The sequence below is a fragment of the Symplocastrum torsivum genome (genome assembly GCF_059505465.1).
On sequence record NZ_JCACKQ010000044.1, the window covers coordinates 1 to 21,742 of the forward strand.

Annotated in this window: 19 protein-coding genes; 8 read left to right on the forward strand and 11 right to left on the reverse strand. The window is 46.6% G+C overall.

The features are described 5' to 3' along the window. Positions 1-308 precede the first annotated feature (308 nt). Complete coding sequence (locus AC5JL3_RS13630) at positions 309-1,412, reverse strand: protein kinase domain-containing protein (protein ID WP_496074992.1); 1,104 nt, start codon at positions 1,410-1,412, stop codon at positions 309-311. Positions 1,413-1,545: 133 nt separating this feature from the next. Here AC5JL3_RS13630 and AC5JL3_RS13635 point away from each other — a divergent pair, with 133 nt between their 5' ends. Beyond that, entirely contained in the window at positions 1,546-2,295 is a 750-nt protein-coding gene (locus tag AC5JL3_RS13635) for a DUF561 domain-containing protein (protein ID WP_496074993.1), read from the forward strand. An 89-nt stretch (positions 2,296-2,384) separates the two neighbouring features. Here the strand turns inward: AC5JL3_RS13635 and AC5JL3_RS13640 are convergent, their stop codons facing one another. Continuing rightward, complete coding sequence (locus AC5JL3_RS13640; protein WP_496074994.1) at positions 2,385-3,518, reverse strand: DegT/DnrJ/EryC1/StrS family aminotransferase; 1,134 nt, start codon at positions 3,516-3,518, stop codon at positions 2,385-2,387. Positions 3,519-3,802: 284 nt separating this feature from the next. Between AC5JL3_RS13640 and AC5JL3_RS13645 the strand changes: the two genes are divergently transcribed. Beyond that, the gene (locus tag AC5JL3_RS13645; RefSeq protein ID WP_496074995.1) at positions 3,803-4,582 is read left to right on the forward strand and encodes an ABC transporter permease; all 780 of its coding nucleotides are present in this window, start codon (positions 3,803-3,805) and stop codon (positions 4,580-4,582) included. Positions 4,583-4,713: 131 nt separating this feature from the next. Here AC5JL3_RS13645 and AC5JL3_RS13650 read toward each other — a convergent pair whose 3' ends face one another. From AC5JL3_RS13650 to lepA, 3 genes are all read right to left on the reverse strand, one after another. Continuing rightward, a complete protein-coding gene (locus tag AC5JL3_RS13650) occupies positions 4,714-6,102 on the reverse strand; it encodes a UDP-glucose dehydrogenase family protein (RefSeq protein WP_496074996.1) in 1,389 nt (462 codons plus the stop codon). A 166-nt stretch (positions 6,103-6,268) separates the two neighbouring features. Further along, a complete protein-coding gene (locus AC5JL3_RS13655) occupies positions 6,269-7,231 on the reverse strand; it encodes a UDP-glucuronic acid decarboxylase family protein (RefSeq protein ID WP_192222154.1) in 963 nt (320 codons plus the stop codon). 601 nt (positions 7,232-7,832) lie between these two features. Continuing rightward, on the reverse strand, positions 7,833-9,644 hold the full coding sequence (lepA, locus tag AC5JL3_RS13660; protein WP_496074997.1) for a translation elongation factor 4: 1,812 nt from the start codon (positions 9,642-9,644) through the stop codon (positions 7,833-7,835). Between the two features lie 210 nt (positions 9,645-9,854). On the opposite strand from lepA, the gene AC5JL3_RS13665 reads away from it, so the two are divergent. From AC5JL3_RS13665 to AC5JL3_RS13690, 6 genes are all read left to right on the forward strand, one after another. Further along, complete coding sequence (locus AC5JL3_RS13665) at positions 9,855-10,085, forward strand: type II toxin-antitoxin system CcdA family antitoxin (protein ID WP_496074998.1); 231 nt, start codon at positions 9,855-9,857, stop codon at positions 10,083-10,085. A gap of 173 nt (positions 10,086-10,258) precedes the next feature. After that, entirely contained in the window at positions 10,259-11,923 is a 1,665-nt protein-coding gene (locus tag AC5JL3_RS13670) for a sensor histidine kinase (protein WP_496074999.1), read from the forward strand. A gap of 121 nt (positions 11,924-12,044) precedes the next feature. Continuing rightward, a complete protein-coding gene (locus tag AC5JL3_RS13675; protein WP_192222150.1) occupies positions 12,045-12,695 on the forward strand; it encodes a DUF3386 domain-containing protein in 651 nt (216 codons plus the stop codon). 160 nt (positions 12,696-12,855) lie between these two features. Next, on the forward strand, positions 12,856-13,098 hold the full coding sequence (locus AC5JL3_RS13680) for a NifU family protein (RefSeq protein WP_192222149.1): 243 nt from the start codon (positions 12,856-12,858) through the stop codon (positions 13,096-13,098). Between the two features lie 234 nt (positions 13,099-13,332). After that, positions 13,333-15,579, forward strand: a complete 2,247-nt coding sequence (locus AC5JL3_RS13685) for a glycoside hydrolase family 57 protein (protein ID WP_496075000.1) — start codon at positions 13,333-13,335, stop codon at positions 15,577-15,579. Between the two features lie 46 nt (positions 15,580-15,625). After that, entirely contained in the window at positions 15,626-15,853 is a 228-nt protein-coding gene (locus AC5JL3_RS13690; RefSeq protein WP_496075001.1) for a hypothetical protein, read from the forward strand. A gap of 1 nt (position 15,854) precedes the next feature. On the opposite strand, the gene AC5JL3_RS13695 is transcribed toward AC5JL3_RS13690, so the two are convergent. The 6 genes from AC5JL3_RS13695 to AC5JL3_RS13720 all read right to left on the reverse strand — a co-directional run bounded on the left by AC5JL3_RS13695 (position 15,855) and on the right by AC5JL3_RS13720 (position 21,639). Beyond that, positions 15,855-16,835, reverse strand: coding sequence for a calcium-binding protein (locus AC5JL3_RS13695; protein WP_496075002.1), 981 nt, complete (start codon positions 16,833-16,835; stop codon positions 15,855-15,857). A gap of 375 nt (positions 16,836-17,210) precedes the next feature. Continuing rightward, positions 17,211-17,747 (reverse strand): hypothetical protein, encoded by a 537-nt coding sequence (locus AC5JL3_RS13700; RefSeq protein WP_496075003.1) that lies wholly within the window; start codon positions 17,745-17,747, stop codon positions 17,211-17,213. A 376-nt stretch (positions 17,748-18,123) separates the two neighbouring features. Next, complete coding sequence (locus tag AC5JL3_RS13705; protein WP_496075004.1) at positions 18,124-18,366, reverse strand: TIGR02450 family Trp-rich protein; 243 nt, start codon at positions 18,364-18,366, stop codon at positions 18,124-18,126. Positions 18,367-18,384: 18 nt separating this feature from the next. After that, positions 18,385-18,990: a rhomboid family intramembrane serine protease gene (locus tag AC5JL3_RS13710; protein ID WP_496075005.1), complete on the reverse strand. Its 606-nt coding sequence runs from the start codon at positions 18,988-18,990 to the stop codon at positions 18,385-18,387. A gap of 50 nt (positions 18,991-19,040) precedes the next feature. Then, positions 19,041-21,032 (reverse strand): S9 family peptidase, encoded by a 1,992-nt coding sequence (locus AC5JL3_RS13715; RefSeq protein WP_496075006.1) that lies wholly within the window; start codon positions 21,030-21,032, stop codon positions 19,041-19,043. A gap of 85 nt (positions 21,033-21,117) precedes the next feature. After that, positions 21,118-21,639, reverse strand: a complete 522-nt coding sequence (locus AC5JL3_RS13720; RefSeq protein WP_496075007.1) for a DUF1499 domain-containing protein — start codon at positions 21,637-21,639, stop codon at positions 21,118-21,120. Positions 21,640-21,742: the final 103 nt, after the last annotated feature.

The window sequence follows — 21,742 nt, forward strand, 5'->3', positions numbered from 1 at the left end:
TTTCCTAGTCTTGAAAACTATGACGCTTTTTCATGTCTCATTTGAAAACGCTATAATCGAATTGAACCGCGCAAAAGAACCTTGAAAACTGCATACTGTAAGCCTTTCAGGCACACGCTCTTTCAACTAACATGAATCCCTATCAGGGATTGAAACCTCTTTACGGGTATTCATCTCCTCAAGGGCACGACTTTCAACTAACATGAATCCCTATCAGGGATTGAAACGAATAAGGTAATCCTTGAAAGGTTGAAAAAACTTCAAGTAAAATGAATCCCTATCACGGTAAAGATACAAACAACCAAGAACTAATCAGATTCATTGAGTAAACTATCAATTTTTTCCTTATCACGCTGCTGCTGTCTGACTTGCATTCGGTATTTCCAGTCTCGAATTGCGATCGCAGCTTTGGCAGCAGGAGAGTGAGGATTATCACCAGTGCTGTCATTCTTACTTGCTGCAACGGTGTAGTCTGGTTGGTGGCGCATGACTAGACACTTGGATAAACTATCATGCGGTGATTCTTGATCGAGCGCTCGTAGAATCGCTTTAACTGATTTATAGCGTTCTTGTAGGGAAATCTTGAGCATTTTGCCGAGAATCTTGGCAAAGGAGTCACTAATTTGCACAGAATTTTGCCACAGAAGTTCACCTGTTTGGCGATCGGTATCAAAATCTAGGGGAGCTTTTCCTGTCAATAAATAGAGGCAGGTAATGCCTAGAGCATAAATATCACTACCAAATACAGGTCGTAGAGAAAATTGTTCGGGTGGTGCAAATCCTACTGTTCCAATAAAATGGGTTGTTGGCGTTTTCATCGTATTATCGCCAGCCTGAGCAATAAGCTCCTTCACTGCCCCAAAATCAATCAGTACTAGCCTTCCATCGTCTTCACAACGAATGATATTCTGCGGCTTTATATCGCGATGAATAACTTGCTGGCTGTGGACATACTGCACTGCTGGGAGAATTTCTCGTAAAAAGCGCTTGACTGAAGCTTCCGTTAGACAACCTACCCGCCTCACCAGCCTTGCCAACGTCATTCCACGCACGTATTCCTGAACTAAGTAAAACTCCCCATCTGCAACGAAATAATCAAGTAGCAGAGGAATTTGAGAGTGGCTACCCAGCTTCCCTAAAGTTTTCGCCTCACGTTCAAAACGCTTACGCGCCGTTTCCAAGGCACTAGGCTCAATAACTTTGGGACACAATTGCTTGATAACACACCAGGGTTCACCGGGTAACAACACATCTCTTGCCAGAAAGGTAACGCCAAAACCACCTCGGCCAATCATCCGCAGCACTTCATAGCGATCGCGAAATAGTTGATCTTGACCACACAGCTGACCCAACTGTGTTTGCTGCAAAACGTCTGTATGAAACGTAGAGAGGTTTCCAGGCGGAAAATTCATGGATTTTCAATGGCAGGATGATGTTGGATCTCTAGTATGCTTTTAGTCTAGGCAAAAAGCCCCCTTTCCGTCCAAGCCACTAAGATATAACAATTTAGGATAGATAGTTGTAAAGTAACGATGAAGAGCAACTATGACTATGCATCCTAGATTACAAAAAGCGTTTGAGCAGAGCCGAGTTCTCAAAGTAATTAGCGGCTTGAATAATTTTGATGCCAACCGTGTGGCAGCAATCGTCAAGGCAGCCGAGCGGGGTGGTGCGACGTTTGTTGACATCGCTGCTGACCCTGATTTGGTAAAACTAGTGAAGGGATTGACTAATCTCCCAGTTTGTGTATCTGCTGTGGAACCCAACCTGTTTGTGAAAGCAACCCAAGCAGGTGCCGATCTAATCGAGATTGGTAACTTCGATAGCTTTTATGCTCAGGGACGGCGGTTTGAGGCAGAAGAAGTGTTAGCACTCACCCAAGAAACGCGATCACTTCTCCCCAACATCACCTTGTCTGTCACTGTCCCCCACATCCTGACGCTCGATCAGCAAGTACAACTTGCCGAGGAATTGGTGCAAGCGGGTGCCGACATCATCCAAACTGAAGGCGGAACCAGCAGCACCCCTCGTTCTGCCGGGACATTAGGGTTAGTTGAAAAAGCTTCTCCAACCTTAGCAGCCGCGTATGAGATTTCCCGTGCTGTATCCGTACCAGTACTGTGTGCGTCTGGTTTATCCAACGTAACTGTACCAATGGCGATCGCTGCTGGTGCGGCGGGTGTTGGTGTCGGTTCTGCCATCAATCAATTAGATAACGAAGTCGCGATGGTTGCCGCTGTCCGTAGCCTGGTTGAAGCATTGGCAACTGCTACCCCTGTGCGCGATCGCGTATAGAGGACTTCCAAAAGCATCAATTGCCTAAACAATTGCTGTAGGGGCGCAAGACGCAGCGCCCCTGCAAAAGCTTATGGGCAGCCAGTGGGCTAATAAATAATACAATCCTTCAAGCTGTAGACTACTTGCTGCTGTTCCTCAAACGACAGTTCTGGGAACATTGGCAGCGACAATACCTCATGGCAAGCTTGCTCAGCGATCGGCAACTGACCGGGTTTGCAACCTAAATCCTTGTAGACTGGCTGCAAGTGCAAAGGTAACGGGTAATAAACCGCTGTATTGACACCAACTTGCTGTAGCTTGTTACGTACCTCGTCCCGGTAGTGGTTAGTATTACTTTCTTTAATCAAACGGATGGTGTATTGATTCCAGACAGAACGCCCTTCGGCAGCTTCTTCGGGAATCACTACTCCTGGTACTGGCTGCAACAACTGGTGATAATTGGCAGCCAGCTCACGACGTGCATTATTCCAACGGTCAAGGTAGCGTAGTTTTATTTGGAGGATTGCCGCTTGCATGGCATCCAAGCGACTGTTGATGCCCGTTTCGTCATGACGATAGCGAACACTACTCATTCCATGCTCTCGCAGCTTACGGATGGAATCCGCGATCGCAGGATCATTTGTCGTTACCGCGCCGCCATCGCCACAGGCACCCAGATTTTTTGTGGGATAGAAACTAAAACAGCCAATATGCCCAATACTCCCTACCTTTTGCCCCTTCCACTGGGCGCCTACTGCTTGGGCACAATCTTCAATTACAGCTATTCCTGCCTCGTTTGCGATCGCCATCAGTGCCGTCATATCCACCGACTGTCCAAATAAGTGAACGGGCAGGATGGCTTTTGTCCGTTTTGTGATTGCCGCTTTTAATTGCGTGACATCAAGATTAAAAGTTTTCGGGTTAATATCAACAAAAACAGGCGTTGCACCAACAACCGTAATTACTTCAGCCGTAGCAATAAACGTGAAGGGTGTTGTGATCACCTCATCACCAGAACCGATTTGCAAAGCGCGTAGTGCAAGATAGAGAGCATCAGTACCAGAATTACAAGCTACGCAGTCTTTAACCCCTGTGTAATCCGCAAACTGTTGCTCAAAACCCTTAACAATTGAACCACCGATGTAGCAGCCAGAGGTCAAAACGTCCTGAACCGCAGCATTTACTTCTTCTCCAATCAGTTGGTACTGCCGTGTCAGGTCAAAAGTGGGAACGTTATTCACTCGCTTACACCTAGAATTTTTACTTAAATAAATCAAATTTTGCCGAAAAAGGGAATCCAGGTGTTCCCTGTTCATGTTTCTTCAGAATGATAAAGTTCTCAAATTGTTTCAAGTACTCATGACATTATGTGTCAGCTAGTGACGGAGATAATTAAAAGAGGCTGGAGATTCTGGAGGGTTGCTTGGCTTCCAGTTGAAGCATCTTCCTCTATCCTTCATTTAGTCTTGGAGGCACTCTGAAGAACGCAGATTTCTCACCTTTTACCTCTTACGTGTAACCGAACGTGGATTCTTTAATTGAACTTGACTTAACTGACTTAGTTTGGGGATTGGGCCTGATGGCGATCGCAATTGGGTTATCCAGTTGGCAAGGGTTGGGGCTAGAAATGTCACTTGCGATCGCGACAGTACGCACTGTTATACAGCTACTAGGTGTCGGGTACATCCTCGCTATCATCTTTGCCCTAAACGACCCTTTCGCTGTTCTAGCCGTCTTACTGGTGATGCTGACGATTGCTACGATTACGGCTCGCAATCGCATCAGCAAAAAGATTCCCCAACTGTTGTATGTAGTGTTTGGGGCAATTTTCTTCAGTACAGCCCTCACGTTGAGTTATACAAATCTGTTGATTATTCAACCAGAAAGCTGGTATGAGCCACAGTACTTAATTCCCTTAGCTGGGATTGTCCTGGGAAATGCGATGAATGGGGCTGCGATTGCAGGTGAACGCCTCGTCAGCACAATTAGCAGTAGTCGCCTGGAAATCGAAACTCATTTAAGCCTAGGCGCAACTCCACAACAGGCAGTAGCTACCTACCGCAAAGACGCTATCCGCGCCGGACTCATCCCCACCCTCAACCAAATGATGGTTGTCGGTGTTGTCACGCTACCGGGGATTATCACAGGTCAACTGTTGAGCGGTATTGACCCCTTAAATGCAGCCTCTTACCAAATCTTGATTATGTTTATGCTTGCCTTTGCCAACCTCGTGACAACCGTCTTAGTGACACAAGGACTCTGCCGCCAATTTTTCAATACACAAGCTCAACTACAGTTACCTTAACTCATCCCACGTAAGGTTGTTGGTTATCTATATTCTTTAACAAATAACAAAGCAGCGGGAAACCCCTTCCTCAAGCAGGAAGGGTATTTCGTCCGCCGCTTTCTGTAACTCTTCTCTGAAGGACAAGGATGCTATCGCCCAATGCCTAAAAAGCGGAAACCAGCCTTCTCTACTTCTTCTCGATCTAAGAAGTTGCGACCATCAATGATGACAGGGTTGTTCATTAACTTCGCCATCTTGACATAGTCCAGCTTCCGGAATTGTTCCCAGTCTGTCACTACTACCAAGGCATCACAGCCATCTGCTAGCCGCTCTGGATCGGTTTCTACAAAAACACCTGTTAAACCATGACGCATCCCGGTTTGAGAAATAATCGGGTCGTAGGCTTTAACTTTTGTTCCAAGGCGGTTTAGCTGTTCAATTAGAATGAGTGCTGGAGCATCCCGGAGGTCGTCGGTGTCTGGCTTAAAGGTTAAGCCTAACAAGCCAACGGTTTTACCTTTGAGGATTTTGAGTGCTTGCTGGAGTTTTTCGATCGCAATTAAGCGCTGGCGCTGGTTGACATTAACAGCCGCTTTCATCAGTTGAGCGTCGTAGCCATAGTCGTCAGCGGTATGAATTAACGCGGAGACATCTTTGGGGAAGCAGGAACCACCCCAGCCAATACCAGCTTGCAAAAACTTGTTGCCAATTCGGGAGTCTAAGCCAATTCCTTTCGCAACTTGGGTAACATCAGCACCAACGCGATCGCAAATGTTAGCAACTTCATTGATAAAGCTAATTTTGGTTGCTAAGAAGGCATTCGCGGCGTACTTCACCATCTCCGCTGAGCTGACATCTGTAACCACAACAGGAACAGGAGGCAGTGACTTATCTTCAGCAACCTTACGCTCAACGATGGGAGCATAGAGTTCCTTCATCATTGCGATCGCACGTTCACTATTGCTTCCCAGCACAATTCGATCTGGGTTAAACGTGTCGTAAACCGCTGAGCCTTCACGCAAAAACTCTGGATTACTGACGACTTCAAACTCACTCGTCGTTTCTGGTGGTGCTTCTGTCGCAATGCCACCCGCGCCAACCAGAGCCATCTGACGCTCAGCAACACCATCTAACACAATCATCCGTACCCAGTCACCAGAGCCAATCGGTACCGTTGATTTATTAACAATTACCTTATAACCACCGTTAAGATTCGCGCCAATTCCACGAGCCACGGCTTCAACATAACGAGTATCACTTTCACCGTTTGGTAAAGCAGGTGTTCCTACAGCAATAAATAAAACCTCACCATGAGCCACACCTGCTGCTAAATCTGAAGTAAATTCTAGATTCCCAGCATGACTTGCCTCATGCATAATTTCCGAAAGTCCCGGCTCATAAATAGGTGACTGCCCAGACTTCATCAGCTTGACTTTCTCTTCGTTATTGTCTATGCAAATGACGTGATGCCCAATATGAGCAAGGCAAACGCCAGTTACTAAACCAACATATCCAGTACCAATGACACAAACGCGCATAAATTAGCTCCTTACTGATACAAGTGATGGGTCAGGGAATTTTTGCTGTTGCATCTATCTCCTCTGCACCCGAAATTTTTTAGCTCTCCAGAATCGGTAGCCCCAAACAAATGATGTGCAAGCTTCTCAATCACTTGGTCTACCGATTTTTACCCTGACAAGATGACTACTCTGAAACTGAAGCTAGATGCTGCCCTTGAGGAGATGCTACGCGAGCACGAAAATCTTCCACTGTCATTTTTAACCCTTCTTGTAAGGGTACGGTAGGTTGCCATCCCAGCAAAGACTTTGCTTTTGTAATATCCGGTCTGCGACGTTTTGGGTCATCCTGAGGGAGAGGCTTAAAGATAATCTCAGCATCGGGATTCACCATCTTCTGAACAGCTTGAGCCAGTTCTAGAATTGTGTATTCATCTGGATTGCCTAAATTGATGGGACCGGTATGTTCACCATTCATTAACCGCATTAGTCCTTCTACCAAGTCGGATACATAGCAGAAGCTTCGGGTTTGTGAACCATCCCCATACACTGTCAAAGGCTTACCCTGGAGGGTTTGCACGACAAAATTACTGACAACTCGACCATCCTGTTCAAACATCCGACTGCCATAGGTATTGAAAATTCGAGCAACGCGAATTTCTACATCATTTTGCCGATGGTAGTCAAAAGCAAGAGTCTCTGCAACTCGCTTTCCTTCGTCGTAACAGCTACGAGGACCAATGGGATTAACGTTCCCTCTGTAATCTTCTGATTGAGGATGAACCTCAGGGTCTCCGTAAATCTCAGAGGTAGAAGCCAGTAAAAATCTTGCCTTCACCCGCTTCGCTAAACCCAGCATGTTCAGAGTGCCTAGGACGTTCGTTTTAATCGTCTTGACCGGATTGTACTGGTAATGAACTGGCGAAGCTGGACAAGCAAGGTGGTAAATTTGGTCGGCTTCTAACCGAATTGGTTCGGTGATATCGTGGCGGATCAGTTCAAAGTAGGGGTGATCTAGCCATTTGAGGATGTTGCGCTTGTGACCGGTGTAGAAGTTATCTATACAAATTACTTCATGCCCGTCTTCCATCAATCGATCTATAAGATGGGAACCGATAAAACCAGCACCACCAGTAACCAGGATTCTCATAATTTCAAGTACAGGGGGATCACTTTAGCAAGACTATGCTAATCGCTTTATGTTGAAGATGCCACAATTTTGATAAGTGAAACCAAGCTAAATTTAAAGACTGTGTGAAGATACTGACAAAGGTTCCTACTCTGCCTCTATATTTTCCTCTGAGTGCCTAATTTTAGGAATTAGAAGTTGGTGACTCAGAAAAAGCTTGCAAGATAATTCCAGTAGAAGTTTGATTCATTTTTTCTTAATTGCTTCGTTTCGAGAAATCGGCTTGACCGTTGTGATTAGGCATTCGGAGAAAGAGACTTTCAGGGTTTTGTTGTGCATCGAAGTTCATGGACTCCGGCGTGTCAATCTGCTGGATAAATGTACACTAGCTCAACGTCTAGGATTTTCTCTGTATGAATAGACTCTTGTTCTAAAAGAAAGCTCTGTTGTTTTACAGTTTTCGACAACAGAGTCTCCTGAGAGCTTGTTTGAGCCATCTCTCTTAGTTTATTTCAAATATGTATGCTGCGATACAGAAGTTTGGCTTTCAACTTTAGATTTTTCTGTCAAGCTTTAGCCTTAACCTTGAGCCGACCTAAAGTCCTTACAAATATTCGGAATTTTACTGTGGGTCGAGGCGCAATACGGCCATAAATGCTTCCTGCGGAACATCAACAGTGCCAACGGATTTCATCCGCTTTTTACCTTTGGCTTGCTTTTGAAGCAGTTTTTTCTTGCGGCTGATGTCGCCGCCATAGCACTTCGCAAGAACATCTTTGCGTAAAGCGGGGATGTGTTCACTGGCGATTACTCGGCTTCCAATGGAAGCTTGGATCGGAATTTTGAATTGGTGACGGGGAATTAGTTCCTTAAGCTTTTCAACCATTCCACGACCAACATTGTAGGCTTTGTCTCGGTGGACAATCATCGCCAAAGAGTCAACGGCATCAGCATTAATTAAAATATCCAATTTGACCAGAGGGTTCTCTCGGTAGCCGATGATGTGATACTCCATGCTGGCATAGCCACGCGATCGCGATTTCAACTGGTCAAAAAAGTCTGTTACGACTTCTGCCAAGGGCAACTCATAAATTAATGTAGTTCGTCCTTGGGTAAGATACTTCATGTCCTTAAACACACCTCGCCGATTTTGGCAGAGTTCCATTAAGGTGCCAACGTAGGTTTCTGGCGTAATCATCTCTACCTGGACATAGGGTTCTTCAATTTTTTCTCGTTCCTGGGGCGGTGGGAGAGTGCTGGGATTGTCAATCTCAAAGGCTTCGCCGCTAATGGTGGTGACTTTATAAACTACAGAAGGCGCTGTAGTGATTAAATCCAGATTGTATTCTCGCTCCAGTCGCTCCTGAACAATTTCCATGTGCAGTAAGCCCAAAAAGCCACAGCGGAAGCCAAATCCCATAGCACTGGAGGTTTCTGGCTCATAGTTGAGGGCAGCGTCATTAAGCTTCAGCTTCTCTAAGGCATCCCGTAAGTCTTCATACTGGTCAGCATCAATTGGGAACAAGCCACAAAACACCATAGGCTTAGCTTTCGTGTAGCCAGGTAGAGGCTCAGCGGCTGGTGCTGCGGCTAAGGTAATGGTGTCACCGACACGGGCATCTTCTACAGCTTTAATGGCGGCTGCCAGATAGCCTACTTCTCCGGCGTGTAGTTCATTAACCTGAACTTGAGTAGGAGAAAGAATACCGAGTTCATCCAATTCGTACTCTTTGCCGGATGCCATCAAACGGACACGATCGCCTTTTTTAACCGTTCCATCCATCACCCGGAAATACACGATCACGCCCCGATAGGGGTCATAGTAGCTATCAAAAATCAACGCCCGCAATGGCTGGTTTACCGTGTCCTTCGGGGGAGGCACCAGATGCACGATCGACTCTAGAATTTCATTAATCCCAATCCCTTCTTTTGCCGATGCCTTGATTGCTCCGCTACAATCGAGTCCGATTATTTCTTCAATTTCGCTGCTCACCCGCTCTGGTTCAGCTCCGGGCAAGTCGATTTTATTGAGAACGGGAATAATTTCGAGATTATGCTCAAGTGCTAAATAAACATTCGCGAGTGTTTGTGCCTCAACGCCTTGAGAAGCATCTACCACTAGCAGTGCGCCTTCACAGGCAACAAGCGATCGCGATACCTCGTAGGAAAAATCGACATGACCCGGAGTGTCAATTAAGTTCAGAACGTACTGCTCACCATCACTGGCGGTGTAGTTCATTCGTGCGGCTTGTAGCTTAATCGTAATGCCCCGCTCCCTTTCCAGATCCATGTTGTCCAGGAACTGTTCCTTCATCTCCCGGTCTTTTACAGTACCAGTAGTTTGCAGCAAGCGATCGGCAAGAGTGGATTTTCCGTGGTCAATGTGGGCAATTATTGAAAAGTTACGAATGCGAGAGACAGGAACGTCAGTCATAGCTATGGTGGTGACTCTTAAAGAACTGGCACAGAGTTCAGTAGCACTTAATGTATTTTAATGTTTCCGCACACTAAAGCGGGAGACATACTGGAGATGGCATGATTGGGAAGGGTTAACAAAACAGCATAAATTGCAGCAAGACCAGACCCTTGGCGTGTCAAGGGCTAGTTAACGTAAGATGAATAAGAGGAAGTGAACATACCTAACATGAACAATCATGCCGTACATCGAGAGCGTTCAGCGGATAAGGAGGAAATTTCTATCCATCTGGACTCAGACCTGTTAGAACAAATCAAGCACTTGACTAACGATCCAAGTAAGGTAATTGAGACAGCAATTCGTCAGTGGCTTCGAGGTGAACGGGAACGGGATGATGAACTGACCCGTACATTAGAGCGAAATCCGCCTGTACCACCACGAGGTGAATGGAACGATTGAGATAAAACAGGTAAAGGACTCATGCGCGTGAAATTGTGCCTGAGGCTCCCGGCTGTTTTGGTTGCATTTACGCCCGATAGCTTCAGCTAATCCTTTAACGTTTGCAGTTTCCAGGTGTCTTCTGAATGACTGCTCCTGCTAATCTACAATGTCCTCGATCTGGGTATAGCAATATGGAATCGGCTACTGCAGTAGGCAAGCAAGGCTTTTTGCAGGGGTTGGGGTCCGAGCTTGTGTTTACTCAGGATGCATCTGGTCAGTACCACTCGTTTTATTGGCAAGCGGCTGAGCGCTATGGTCTGGCGAACGAGCAAGTGCTAGGACTTCCCCTAAATGATACGTTTCGTCCGATCGCATTAGAAGCGTATCGGGAACAAATTCAACGAATTTTGGAACAACTGACTCCTGAGCGTTGCATCCATTCGTTTTGTTACCAAGATCAATTTTTCCCGTTTGAGTTGGTCATCAGCCCAATTTTGCAAGCTGATGGCAAAGCGACGAGAGTTCTCGTGATGGGTCACCTGTTGCCTGAAGCATCGGTTCAGACGGTGATCGACTCTCTGATGCCTTTAAGTTTAGACCCCAATCAAAAACTCCTAACCCAGATTGCCCGTAAGATTCGTCGGACACTCGACCTAGATACGATCTGGCAGGAGACGGTGAAGAGCTTGGGGAAAGCGCTACAGGTAACTCGATGTACCATCTGCTCGTACAGGCCCAATGCTCTAGAAGTCAAGGTAAAGGCAGAGTATTCTCAAGACTCATCAGCGTCAACGGTAGGCAAATCCCTGAAACTGAGTGCTGAACCTGACCTAAAGCAAGCTCTCATGAGTCGGGAGCCAGTCGTAGTAGAGATAGCCGCAAAAGCTAATACTCCGGCGCAGTCGGTGCTGGTTGTTTCCACTTCCGACAAAGACGAACCCAATGGTTTAATTCGATTGCAACAATGCGATCGCCATCGTCAATGGAGTGAGGCAGAAATTGAGTTGGTACGCGAACTCGCAGAACAAGTGGGAACCGCGATCGCTCATGCTACGTTGTACAAGCAGTTAGAAGAAGCGCGTGAGCAAGCCGAAGCGGTGTCTCGCCTCAAGAGTCAGTTTCTCGCCAACACAACTCATGAACTGCGGACTCCCCTCAATGGCATTATCTGTAGCCTCAAGCTGATTATCGACGGAATGGTTGATACATCAGAGGAACAGAGTGAATTCATTGATGATGCTCATCGTTCAGCCCTGCATCTACTGGATATCATCAACGACATCCTGGATATTGCCAAAATCGAAGCTGGCAAAATGGAGCTTGAACTCAGTCAAGTCAAGCTTCGTGAACTGATGAATGATGTCAAAAACTTTACTCAAAATCAAGCACAACAAAAGAACCTCAGCCTGAATATTGAATTACCTTCCACCCATGATGATGTGATTCTGTACGGCAACTATCAACGGCTGTTGCAGGTGCTGCTGAATTTGATTGGCAACGCGATCAAATTTACCCACGAAGGCGGCGTAACCGTGAGTGCGGAGGTTCTCAAGAAAAAGGTAACCTTCAAAGATCAGGAACTTCCTGGATTGGTAAAAGTTCGGGTGGCAGATACCGGGATTGGAGTTTCGCTCGATAAGCAAGATAAACTGTTTCAATCCTTCAGCCAGGTGGATGGTGAGCGCACTCGGCAATATGGTGGTACTGGTTTAGGGTTAACCATCTCCCAAAAACTGGTAGAAACGATGGGTGGTGTCGTCAATTTTTACAGCATGGGCGAAGGACTAGGTTCGACAGTAACGTTCACGGTGCCGTTATATCAGGAGCCTGTAATGATTTCTATCCAACCAGACTGATAAAACAGACTAAATTATTTAACGCTTAGTCTTTGGTGTCAAAACGGTTGAATTTTCTTGCAGACGCTCCAAGCCTCTGCAAAGATTTTTAAACTAGAGAGGTTGATTGCATAAAGATCTTATGACAGAGCAAAAAAGCGCTCGTGAGTTGTTTCAGTCTGCCTACGAAAACCGCTACACTTGGGACAAAAACTTCCCTGGCTACACGGCTGATGTCCAGTTGCAGCAGGGTGATGAAGTCTATACAGGTACCGTTCACATTAGTCCTAAACTAGCTGTAGAAGTCACTGGAGTAGACGACGAGAAAGCAAAAGAGGACATTGTAAATCAGTTACGCGAAATTACTATTCATCGCGTTCGCCGTACTTTTGAAGAATCCCACGGTAAAAATACCTTCGACTTTGGTGAAACGGATGAAACCGGAGCGGTGGAAATTCTGGTGAGTGGTAAGGCGATGGGCGATCGCTATAAAATCCGTAATAACGAAGTGAGCCTCGTCCACCGTCACATCCACGGTATTGTTGTCACCATCAACACCTTTAGCAGTCTCGATACGGGTGAAGGCTATCTGGCTAGCCGTTATGATTCCGTGTATCACGATGTGAAAACGGGTGAGCTTAAGGGAGGTAGCCAATCTGAAGATAGTTATGAAAAGGTTGGCGATTACTACATCATGACTCGTCGCATGATCCAATCAGAGCAAGACGGCAAGCCAATCACTACCGAATATTCGTTCTCGAATGTGAAGCTGTTGCAACCTGTAGCCGTCTGAGCGACATACTGAGTCTTGAGTTGACACCTACTCATAGTAGTAAGCTCAAAGCTCACTTGGCTCACTTTGAAGAGAGCTAGGATGAATGTAGTGGCAAGGGACGTGACTCGTCCCATTAGGTTTGTGCGTACCCACTATCAACAACATTAAAAGGTGAATTATGTCCGAAACATTGGCACTAACTTCTGAAAACGTCGAAACGGTTTTGGATGAAATGCGTCCTTACCTAATGGCTGATGGCGGCAATGTTGAACTCGTTGAGTTGGATGGACCCATTGTTAAACTCCGGCTTCAAGGAGCTTGTGGCTCTTGCCCCAGTTCAGCAATGACTTTGAGAATGGGGATTGAGCGCCGTTTGCGCGAATTCATCCCTGAAATTGCTGAAGTTGAACAAGTCTTTTAACAAGCGCCTGTGCCTTTAAAGGGCATAACTTAACATCAATCGTTTGGTAAGAGGTGAGAGGTAAGAGGTAAGGCAAGACCTCTAATCTCTCACCTCTTGCTTTTCAAAAGCATTCCCCAGTAAGTCAGTTAAATGTACAACAGCTTAATTTTGAGTTAAGGGTTAAGAGTTATAGAGTTAGAGAGCTACCATCAATCAGCTCAACTCCTAACACTAAACTTTTAACTCTCAACTATGGCTCATCCGTTATACGTCGCCTTTATCTGGCACCAGCACCAGCCACTGTATAAATGCCGTGATAGCGCCTCGGTTGCTCCAGGGCAATACCGTCTACCTTGGGTGCGATTACATGGTACGAAAGATTACTTGGATTTAGTGCTACTGCTGGAGCGCTATCCAAAGTTGCATCAAACAGTGAACTTAGTTCCGTCGCTGATTTTGCAACTCGAAGATTACATCGCGGGTACTGCCTTCGACCCTTATCTGGCAGTAGCGTTAACGCCCACAGAACAGCTAAATACTGGACAACGGCAATTCATTATTGAGCATTTCTTTGATGGCAATCACCACACGCTGATTGACCCCCACCCTCGCTATGCTGAGCTGTACTGGACGCGGCAGGATAAGGGAAGGGCGTGGTGTTTAGAAAATTGGACAGATCAAGACTATAGTGACCTGCTAGCATGGCACAATTTGAGCTGGATTGACCCGCTATTTTGGGATGACCCAGAGATTGAAGGATGGTTAAAGCAGGAGCGCAATTTTACTTTAGGCGATCGCCAACGGATTTTCTCAAAGCAGAGAGAAATCCTCAGCCGGATTATTCCCCAGCACCGGAAAATGCAAGATGCGGGTCAGCTAGAAGTGACGACAACGCCTTACACTCACCCAATATTACCTCTACTGGCAGATACAAACGTTGGGCAACGGGCTGTGCCAAACATGACCCTACCGCAGTCTCGCTTCCAGTGGGAAGAGGACATTCCTCGGCATCTTAACAAAGCTTGGGAAATGTATAAAGACCGCTTCGGTCGCGCTCCGCGTGGCTTATGGCCGTCAGAGCAGTCTGTTAGCCCAGAGATTTTACCTTATATTGCCCAAACAGGGTTTGAATGGATTTGCTCCGATGAGGCTGTCTTGGGTTGTACACTAAAGCACTTTTTCCACCGGGATGAAGCGGGGAATGTTTCAGAACCAGAGTTGCTTTATCGTCCTTATCGTTTGGAAACCCCTCATGGTCCGCTATCAATTGTATTTCGAGACCATCGGTTATCGGATTTAATTGGCTTTACTTATGGAGCCATGGAGCCAAAACAGGCTGCGGCTGATTTAGTGGGACATTTAGAAGCGATCGCACGTTCCCTAAAAGCTAGACAACCGGGCGGTGGAACATCGTTAGAACAGCCTTGGTTAGTCAATATTGCTCTGGATGGAGAAAATTGCTGGGAGCATTACGAAAGAGACGGTATCCCCTTCCTAGAATCACTCTATGAAAGATTCTCGCAACATCCAGAAATCAAACTGGTAACTGTGAGTGAATTTGTTGAACAGTTTCCACCTACGGAAATTTTGCCAGAGGGTCAACTGCATACTGGTTCCTGGGTCGATGGCAGCTTCACAACCTGGATTGGTGACCCAGCAAAAAATCGTGCTTGGGATTTGCTAACTGAAGCGCGGCAAGTCTTGGCGAACCACCCAGAAGCCACAGAAGAAAATAACCCAGAAGTTTGGGAAGCGCTGTATGCTGCTGAAGGTTCTGACTGGTTCTGGTGGTTTGGGGAAGGTCATACCTCAAATCAGGATGCGATGTTTGACCAACTGTTCCGGGAACATGTCTGTGCGATTTACCAGGCGTTGAATGAGCCAATTCCTCCGAGTCTCAAGCAACCTGTTGAAATTCACGATGTCCGGGGAAGCCATACACCAGAAAGCTTTATCCATCCCGTCATTGACGGAATGGGAGATGAGCAGGACTGGGACAAGGCGGGTCGAATTGAAATCGGAGGCGCACGCGGCACAATGCACCGCAGCAGCGATATCCAACGCCTCTGGTATGGTGTTGACCACCTTAACTTTTATCTAAGACTGGACTTCAAAGCGGGCATCCAACTGGGTCAAGATATTCCAGGTGAACTGCACCTGCTCTGGTTCTACCCTGAGCGGATAATGCACAATAGCCCTGCACCCTTGGCAGAACTACCAGACGAAGCACCGATGCACTATCTGTTCCACCACCAACTAGGGATTAATCTCCTAAGCCAATCATTTTGGTTCCAGGAGGCTGGGGAACATTATCAGTGGCATCCTCGTTCTAGTCGTGCCAAAGTCGCACTCAAGCAATGTTTAGAGGTTGCTGTCCCATGGGCAGACTTACAAATTGGACCAGATTCTCCACTGCGACTCGTTCTAGCTTTAGCGGATAACGGAATTTTCCGCAGTTATGTACCAGAGAATTCTTTAGTGCTAATTCAGGCACCGTGAGGCAATTCTAATTATTGTGATAGAGGCGCTAAGGTGGGCAGGAAATGTGTATCTTAGCGTCTTTGAGCTATCTAGGTTCATCCGAAAGAAGTGGAAACAAAAACCTGTTAATGCGATCGCGTCTGTGCTTGTTCTGGTGAGCTTTTGTGAAGAGGTGCTGCACTATTTTATAGTATTCGTTGCTTTGTGTTGCTTCCTACGAGCGATCGCTTTGGGTCAGATTAGGTTGATGAGTCAAGTCGGGATAAAATTACAATTCGCGGCTGAACCATGAATTAAGCAACTGAGATGAAATGCTGTTCAATGGTGACGTTAGTCGAGTCTTGCACAATACCAACTAAGTCGTTGTTATAGTAAATGCCCATATCCAGTGCTGACGTGCCACTCAAGTCTGCCGATTGGAAGGAATACTGATCTAAATCACCAGAAACTTCAATACGATCAGATGACGCTTGCCAATTTGTAATTGTGGCATAGCCATCTCCGAGGTAAGAAACTCCCCACGAGCCTCCGAGGATAAATGTATCAGACCCTCTTCCGCCTGTAAGTGTGTCAAACTCTGTAGTCCCTAAGCCAGTCGTGGCATAACCATTCAGGCGGTCATTACCCTGACCCCCCGATAAAGTGTCGTTGTGAGAGCCACCTAACAGAACATCATTGCCCTTGCCACCAACCAAGCTGTCGTTGCCAAAACCACCTATCAGCGTGTCACTGCCATTTTCCCCGTATAGAGAGTCATTGCCATCGCCACCATCAAGTTCATCGTTGCCATTACCACCGTTGAGTGTGTCATTACCCGCGTTGCCGTAAACCAAGTCGTTTCCGTTACCAGCCGACAGAATGTTGCCAATGTTATTCCCTTCAATGGTGTTGTTGAGGCTGTTGCCGTTGCCTGTAGTTGCGGTGCCGTCCAACAACCTCAGGTTCTCTAGGTTGTTTCCAAGTGTGTAGCTGACATAAGAGATGACAGTGTCATTGCCTTCATTCAGATTCTCGACTACCAAGTCATTAATGCTGTCAACCAGGTAGGAGTCGTTGCCTGTTTCTCCAGACATGTGGTCATCACCCCAACCACCACACACATAGTCATCACCACCCTGTCCATACAAGCAGTCGTTGCCCTCTCCGCCATTAAGATAATCGTTGTTAGTATTTCCCCATAACTCATCGTTACCGCCATTACCAAGTAGTGAAGCGCTTTCAAGGCTGGTGCAAGTGTATTGGTCGTTGGCGGCGGTTCCTTGGTAAGTCGTCATTGTCTTTTGCTCCTGGGCTTCAAACTTGTTTCTTCTTTAAGTATTGAGAGCCGAGGTATACAATCACGATTGCGTAACGTCCAGTTTGCGTATACGTCCCAAATGTATACGTTGGAATCAGAAAAGTAGCTTTTATGGCAATCAGCAGTCAGCTTTCAGCAATCAGCTTTTAGCTCTCGTAGGCGAAGGGGCGAAAACTAGCCTCTCGTCGATGTCTTAACCTAAGAAAGCGACAGCTATAAAAGCTCAGTAGCTTAGCTTGTTGATGTAGTGACTTTTTTTGCATGCGAACAAGCTCGTTTAACTAACGAGTCAAACTGTTCGCCGCTAGGGCGGTATTAGGTAAGGTATTTAGCTGATATAAATCTCTGGTTTTTACTTGGCGTTAGCTGATGCCTGTTGGGCGTAGTTCAGATTTTTTTGATACTCTGCAACTTTTTGTTGTGCGACTTTATGATTCGGGTTAGCTTTCGGTACAGCCTTCATCAAGGCGATCGCTTGTTGCCAATTGGTGGCGACGGTATTCCATTGAGCTTTCGTCTTAGCGGTTTGAGTTAATTCTGCGGCACTTGTTGCATTATTAACAGCATTGTAGAAAGCGGTAGCTGGGGCTGAGGCTTGCGCGGCTGGAGCGGAGGCTTTTTGAGCAACTGGTTTGGGTGAAGCTTTAGCGGTTGGAGCGGAGGCTTTTTGAGCGACTGGAGTGGGTGAAGCTTTAGCGGCTGGAGCGGAGGCTTTTTGAGCGACTGGAGTGGGTGAAGCTTTCGCCTTTGGTTTTGGCGCTATTGGAACCGGTTCACTAGTTACAGCGTTATTTTCCTGATAGGCACTGTAAGCATTCCATCCAAGTAAACCAAGAATTAATAGACCTCCAACAGCAATCACATACTGAATCGGCTTTGAGATTTTCATAAGAATCAGAAATATCTAATGACTGTTGCTCCCATTGCGGCGGCTTTGTTCCACCGAGTTGAGATTATCGATGGCATCTATTAAAGCATTTGTTAGGAGTCAAGTTCTACCCAGTACTTGTAGCTAATTTTTCAGCTTCGTAAACTCAAACAAGTAAGTACTCTATAGGAACGGAGTGTTTAAAAGAAGTGTGATTCAGAATGCGATCGCACATCCTGAACCCCAGAAAAATTAAGTTATACCAGTTCCAAAAATCCCTGCAACCGATGAATTTGCTCTAGAAGCAAACGGTAAGAGGCTTTTTCTATAGCTGATTCTCTTTGTTTGAAGAGTCTTTGCTTCCTGCGTTACTCTAACCAAGGAAGTTGTTCCACAACTACTGACTTTGTTCCATCTCTCCTAGAGACTGCCAGCCCGCTTGCCACAAGGAACGGTCTTTAAGTTGTTGAGCGTTGAGCCAAAAACGTACATTGGGGTCACACGAAGCAATCATTTCTGCAAAAACCCACTTTCCCTGGTTTTTGCGGTTGACGACTTGGAAATGTCGCCAACCCCAAGTTTTCTGTTGGGCTGTCCATTTGGAACCAACCAGGTAAGGAAATTTTTGCTTTCTCTGCATTTCTTGTCTTGAGCGTACTTATGAAACCTGCTTGCGCTGTGATAGGAAGCGTGCGGCGATTACTCCACCAATAAACCCGAACAAATGGCCTTCCCAAGAGACTCCTGGCTGTGTTGGTAAGACTCCCCAAATTGCTCCACCGTAGAGGAAACCGACAATCACTGAGAGCAGAATTGAGGGAATATTTCGTTCAAAGTAGCCACGCGCCAGCAGGAAACCTAGGTAGCCGAAAACAACACCACTTGCACCAATGTGAAGCCCTGCTGAACCGATCAGCCAGACACCCAACCCACTGACTAGCATTGTTATCCCAGTTACTACAAAAAAGTCACTGGTTTCTCGTAACATTACAAACCAGCCCAGAGTTAGGAAGGGTATAGTGTTGGCAATTAGATGTGCGAAATTACCGTGGAGAAACGGGGCGAACAAGATGCCACGTAGCCCGATTAGGTTACGCGGGAGGATACCGTACCTGTTCAGTGCCCCTCCAAGAAAAACATCCACAAACTCTAAAACCCAGATAGTGGCAACGAATCCACCTAAGATTGTCCCTTGGGTTTTCAATTCACGGGCGAGCGCTTTTGTTTCCTGATGGACGAGCGCTTTTGTGTCTTGCCTGCTCATTGTTGTATCTCTGGGGTGACGCAAATGTTTATGCTTCCAGACTAACAATTTCAGAGATTATTGATCGGCACGGGTTCCACAGCCTCCCCTGGTTCAAAGCCGAAGACACGGGAGTAGAAGTAGAATTCGCCATCTAAGGTACGTTTGATGTTCTCCGCACGACGGAAACCATGCTGTTCTCCCTCATAGGCAACATACGCTACTGGTAAACCCTTCGCCTTCAGGGATTCGACCATTATTTCTGCCTGATTTGGCGGTACAATCTTGTCTTCTAGCCCTTGGAAGAAAATTACGGGGCAGGCAAGTTGGTGGGTAAAGTGAATTGGCGATCGCGCTTCATATAAATCCTTTCGCTCCGGATAAGGTCCAATCAACCCATCCAGGTAGCGCGATTCAAATTTGTGGGTATCGGTTGCCAACGCCTCCAAATCACTAACGCCGTAGTAACTGGCACCTGCCTTAAAAACATTTCGGAACGTGAGAGCGCAAAGGGTTGTATACCCCCCAGCACTACCTCCTGCGATCGCTAATCGCTCACCATCAACTAATCCTTGCTCAGCTAAATACTTTGCCCCATTAGCGCAGTCGTCAACATCAACAATTCCCCACTGGTCTTTTAACCGTTGACGATATTCCCGTCCATAGCCAGTGCTGCCACCATAGTTGACATCGAGAACCGCAAATCCGCGACTTGTCCAGTATTGAACTTTTAAGTTAAACGTACTGGAGGTAGAAGCCGTGGGTCCACCATGACTTTTAACGATCAGTGGCGGCTTCTCTCCAGCAGGTGCGGTGTAGTCTTGGTTTTGTGGGGGGTAGAAGAAGGCGTAGGCAGTCAGGTCATTTTCTGTAGGAAAAGCGAGCGCTTGTGGTATCGATAGATATCCCGTATTAATCTCCAACTCACTCGACCGACGCAAAACTGAGTTCTCACCTGTTGCCAAATCGATCCGAACAATCGCCGTCGGTTCTGTTGCTGAACCTGCACCAAATACTACTCGACCACTTGTTGCTTTTGGCGATGAGATATCTGTGTAAGGTGTTTCAATGACCTCTAACTGTCTTGTTTGCAGGTCGAGACTCGCTAGTTGCCAACTCCCTTCCTGTGTATAGGTACAGATCAGGCGATTTGCTGACTCAAACGCATAAGTAGACATCCCAAAAACCCACTGGGGAAGCCCAAACTCTGCTGTCATTTCACACAGTAGCTCAACCCCTTCAGCACCTCCTAACCCTTCTTTACTTAAAGGAGGTCGTCCTTGTCCTTGTGCCGCTAGGGGAGGTAGCCAGCGATAGAGATTCCACCAACCAGTGCAGTCAGAGACAAAGTAGAGTACACCATCCGGAGACCACTCTGGTTGAAAAATCGACTCCTCAGTTCCACCTGCGATACATTCCGCTTCTCCCACAGAACCATCTTTCTTGATCTGAGCAACCCAAAGTTGAGTCCCATCCCACGGCATATTTGGGTGGTTCCAGCTTAGCCACGCTAGCTGAGAATTGTCAGGGCTAAGGCGTGGAGACGAGTAGAAGTCGCTACTAGAAGCTAATACTTGGACATCTTCACCATTGACTAAGCTAATGCTGACCAGCGTATTGACAGGCTCCTGCTCACTATCCGTGTGGTCTTCTTGCACACAGATAATCCGTCCTCGTTTTGAGTCAATTACAGCGTCCGCATAACGCCGCTCTGCTTGTGAGGTTAAAGGCTGCGGCTCAGAATCGGGAGTCTGCTGATAGAGGCGTTGGTCAGTGAAGTTGGAAAAGTAAATTGTGCCGTCTTTGACTGTAAAAGCACCGCCACCATACTCGTGAACGCGAGTACGGACGTTGAAGGGAAACGGTGTGACATCAGTTATCTCACCATCGGGTGTCCGTCGTACAATTACACTTCGCCCCGCTTCGGCAGGTCGTCCCTCAATCCAGTAGACATCTTCCCCATCGAGGGCAATCTGACCTAGCCCAATTGTGCCAGCGACAATCAGATCAGCCGTAATGGGCGATTTCCAGGAACCATAAGGGGCAATTTGCGGCTCAGTCATGCGTATTCCTCTTTTTATCCCATGCCTAAAGGCTAATGAATGTTAGTGGCACCCTGGACAGAGTAAATTACTTTTAGGTTAGAGTCTACACCTGGCTTTTGAGTTCGTTAAGTTTCGCTCGAATTGTTTCAATGCGTGTACGGTTCACGCCCAAATCTGACTTTCCGAGACGTGAGGCAGAGCGGACGTGAATCACCTTAGCACTATCATCGACTAAAAATTCCACATCATCGACAAACCCCATCAATTTACTCGTAAATTCAGCGTAGAGGTAATTGTCGGTTTCGGTGATGATTTTTGTTCGCTCTTGGCCCTCGATCACTTTTTTGAGGTTTGCGATCGCTTCTGTTGGTGTTGAATTGTAAGTTAATGGCTCAATACGGTTCTGAGCATCTTGACTTTGGCTGTTGACACAATTGGGTGTGTTAGGGCAAGGTGCTAGTTGCCCCGACTGTATACCAATATTTGTAGGTCTTTGCCCAGCGAACTTCATCCCTCCTGAGGAGATTAGCTTGACACCAATCAAAGTGGCAGCAACTAATACTAAGGCTATACAGATGATTAGTAAAATTCTGAGCGGTGATTGAGTTTGGAGTTCTCCGGTCATCTTCGTTATAAGTATTTTGCTTTAAGTCTGCTTTATGACCTTACCACTGCTCTTGTGTTTGAGACGATAGATACACTTAGTCTATTTAGTCTGTATTACTTAA

Bases quoted from the DNA above. Each gene is read 5' to 3' on its own strand.
- AC5JL3_RS13630 (WP_496074992.1), bottom strand. From the start codon at position 1,412: ATGAATTTTCCGCCTGGAAACCTCTCTACGTTTCATACAGACGTTTTG.
- AC5JL3_RS13635 (WP_496074993.1), top strand. From the start codon at position 1,546: ATGACTATGCATCCTAGATTACAAAAAGCGTTTGAGCAGAGCCGAGTT.
- AC5JL3_RS13650 (WP_496074996.1), bottom strand. From the start codon at position 6,102: ATGCGCGTTTGTGTCATTGGTACTGGATATGTTGGTTTAGTAACTGGC.
- AC5JL3_RS13655 (WP_192222154.1), bottom strand. From the start codon at position 7,231: ATGAGAATCCTGGTTACTGGTGGTGCTGGTTTTATCGGTTCCCATCTT.
- lepA (WP_496074997.1), bottom strand. From the start codon at position 9,644: ATGACTGACGTTCCTGTCTCTCGCATTCGTAACTTTTCAATAATTGCC.
- AC5JL3_RS13665 (WP_496074998.1), top strand. From the start codon at position 9,855: ATGAACAATCATGCCGTACATCGAGAGCGTTCAGCGGATAAGGAGGAA.
- AC5JL3_RS13670 (WP_496074999.1), top strand. From the start codon at position 10,259: ATGGAATCGGCTACTGCAGTAGGCAAGCAAGGCTTTTTGCAGGGGTTG.
- AC5JL3_RS13675 (WP_192222150.1), top strand. From the start codon at position 12,045: ATGACAGAGCAAAAAAGCGCTCGTGAGTTGTTTCAGTCTGCCTACGAA.
- AC5JL3_RS13680 (WP_192222149.1), top strand. From the start codon at position 12,856: ATGTCCGAAACATTGGCACTAACTTCTGAAAACGTCGAAACGGTTTTG.
- AC5JL3_RS13685 (WP_496075000.1), top strand. From the start codon at position 13,333: ATGGCTCATCCGTTATACGTCGCCTTTATCTGGCACCAGCACCAGCCA.
- AC5JL3_RS13695 (WP_496075002.1), bottom strand. From the start codon at position 16,835: ATGACGACTTACCAAGGAACCGCCGCCAACGACCAATACACTTGCACC.
- AC5JL3_RS13700 (WP_496075003.1), bottom strand. From the start codon at position 17,747: ATGAAAATCTCAAAGCCGATTCAGTATGTGATTGCTGTTGGAGGTCTA.
- AC5JL3_RS13705 (WP_496075004.1), bottom strand. From the start codon at position 18,366: ATGCAGAGAAAGCAAAAATTTCCTTACCTGGTTGGTTCCAAATGGACA.
- AC5JL3_RS13710 (WP_496075005.1), bottom strand. From the start codon at position 18,990: ATGAGCAGGCAAGACACAAAAGCGCTCGTCCATCAGGAAACAAAAGCG.
- AC5JL3_RS13715 (WP_496075006.1), bottom strand. From the start codon at position 21,032: ATGACTGAGCCGCAAATTGCCCCTTATGGTTCCTGGAAATCGCCCATT.
- AC5JL3_RS13720 (WP_496075007.1), bottom strand. From the start codon at position 21,639: ATGACCGGAGAACTCCAAACTCAATCACCGCTCAGAATTTTACTAATC.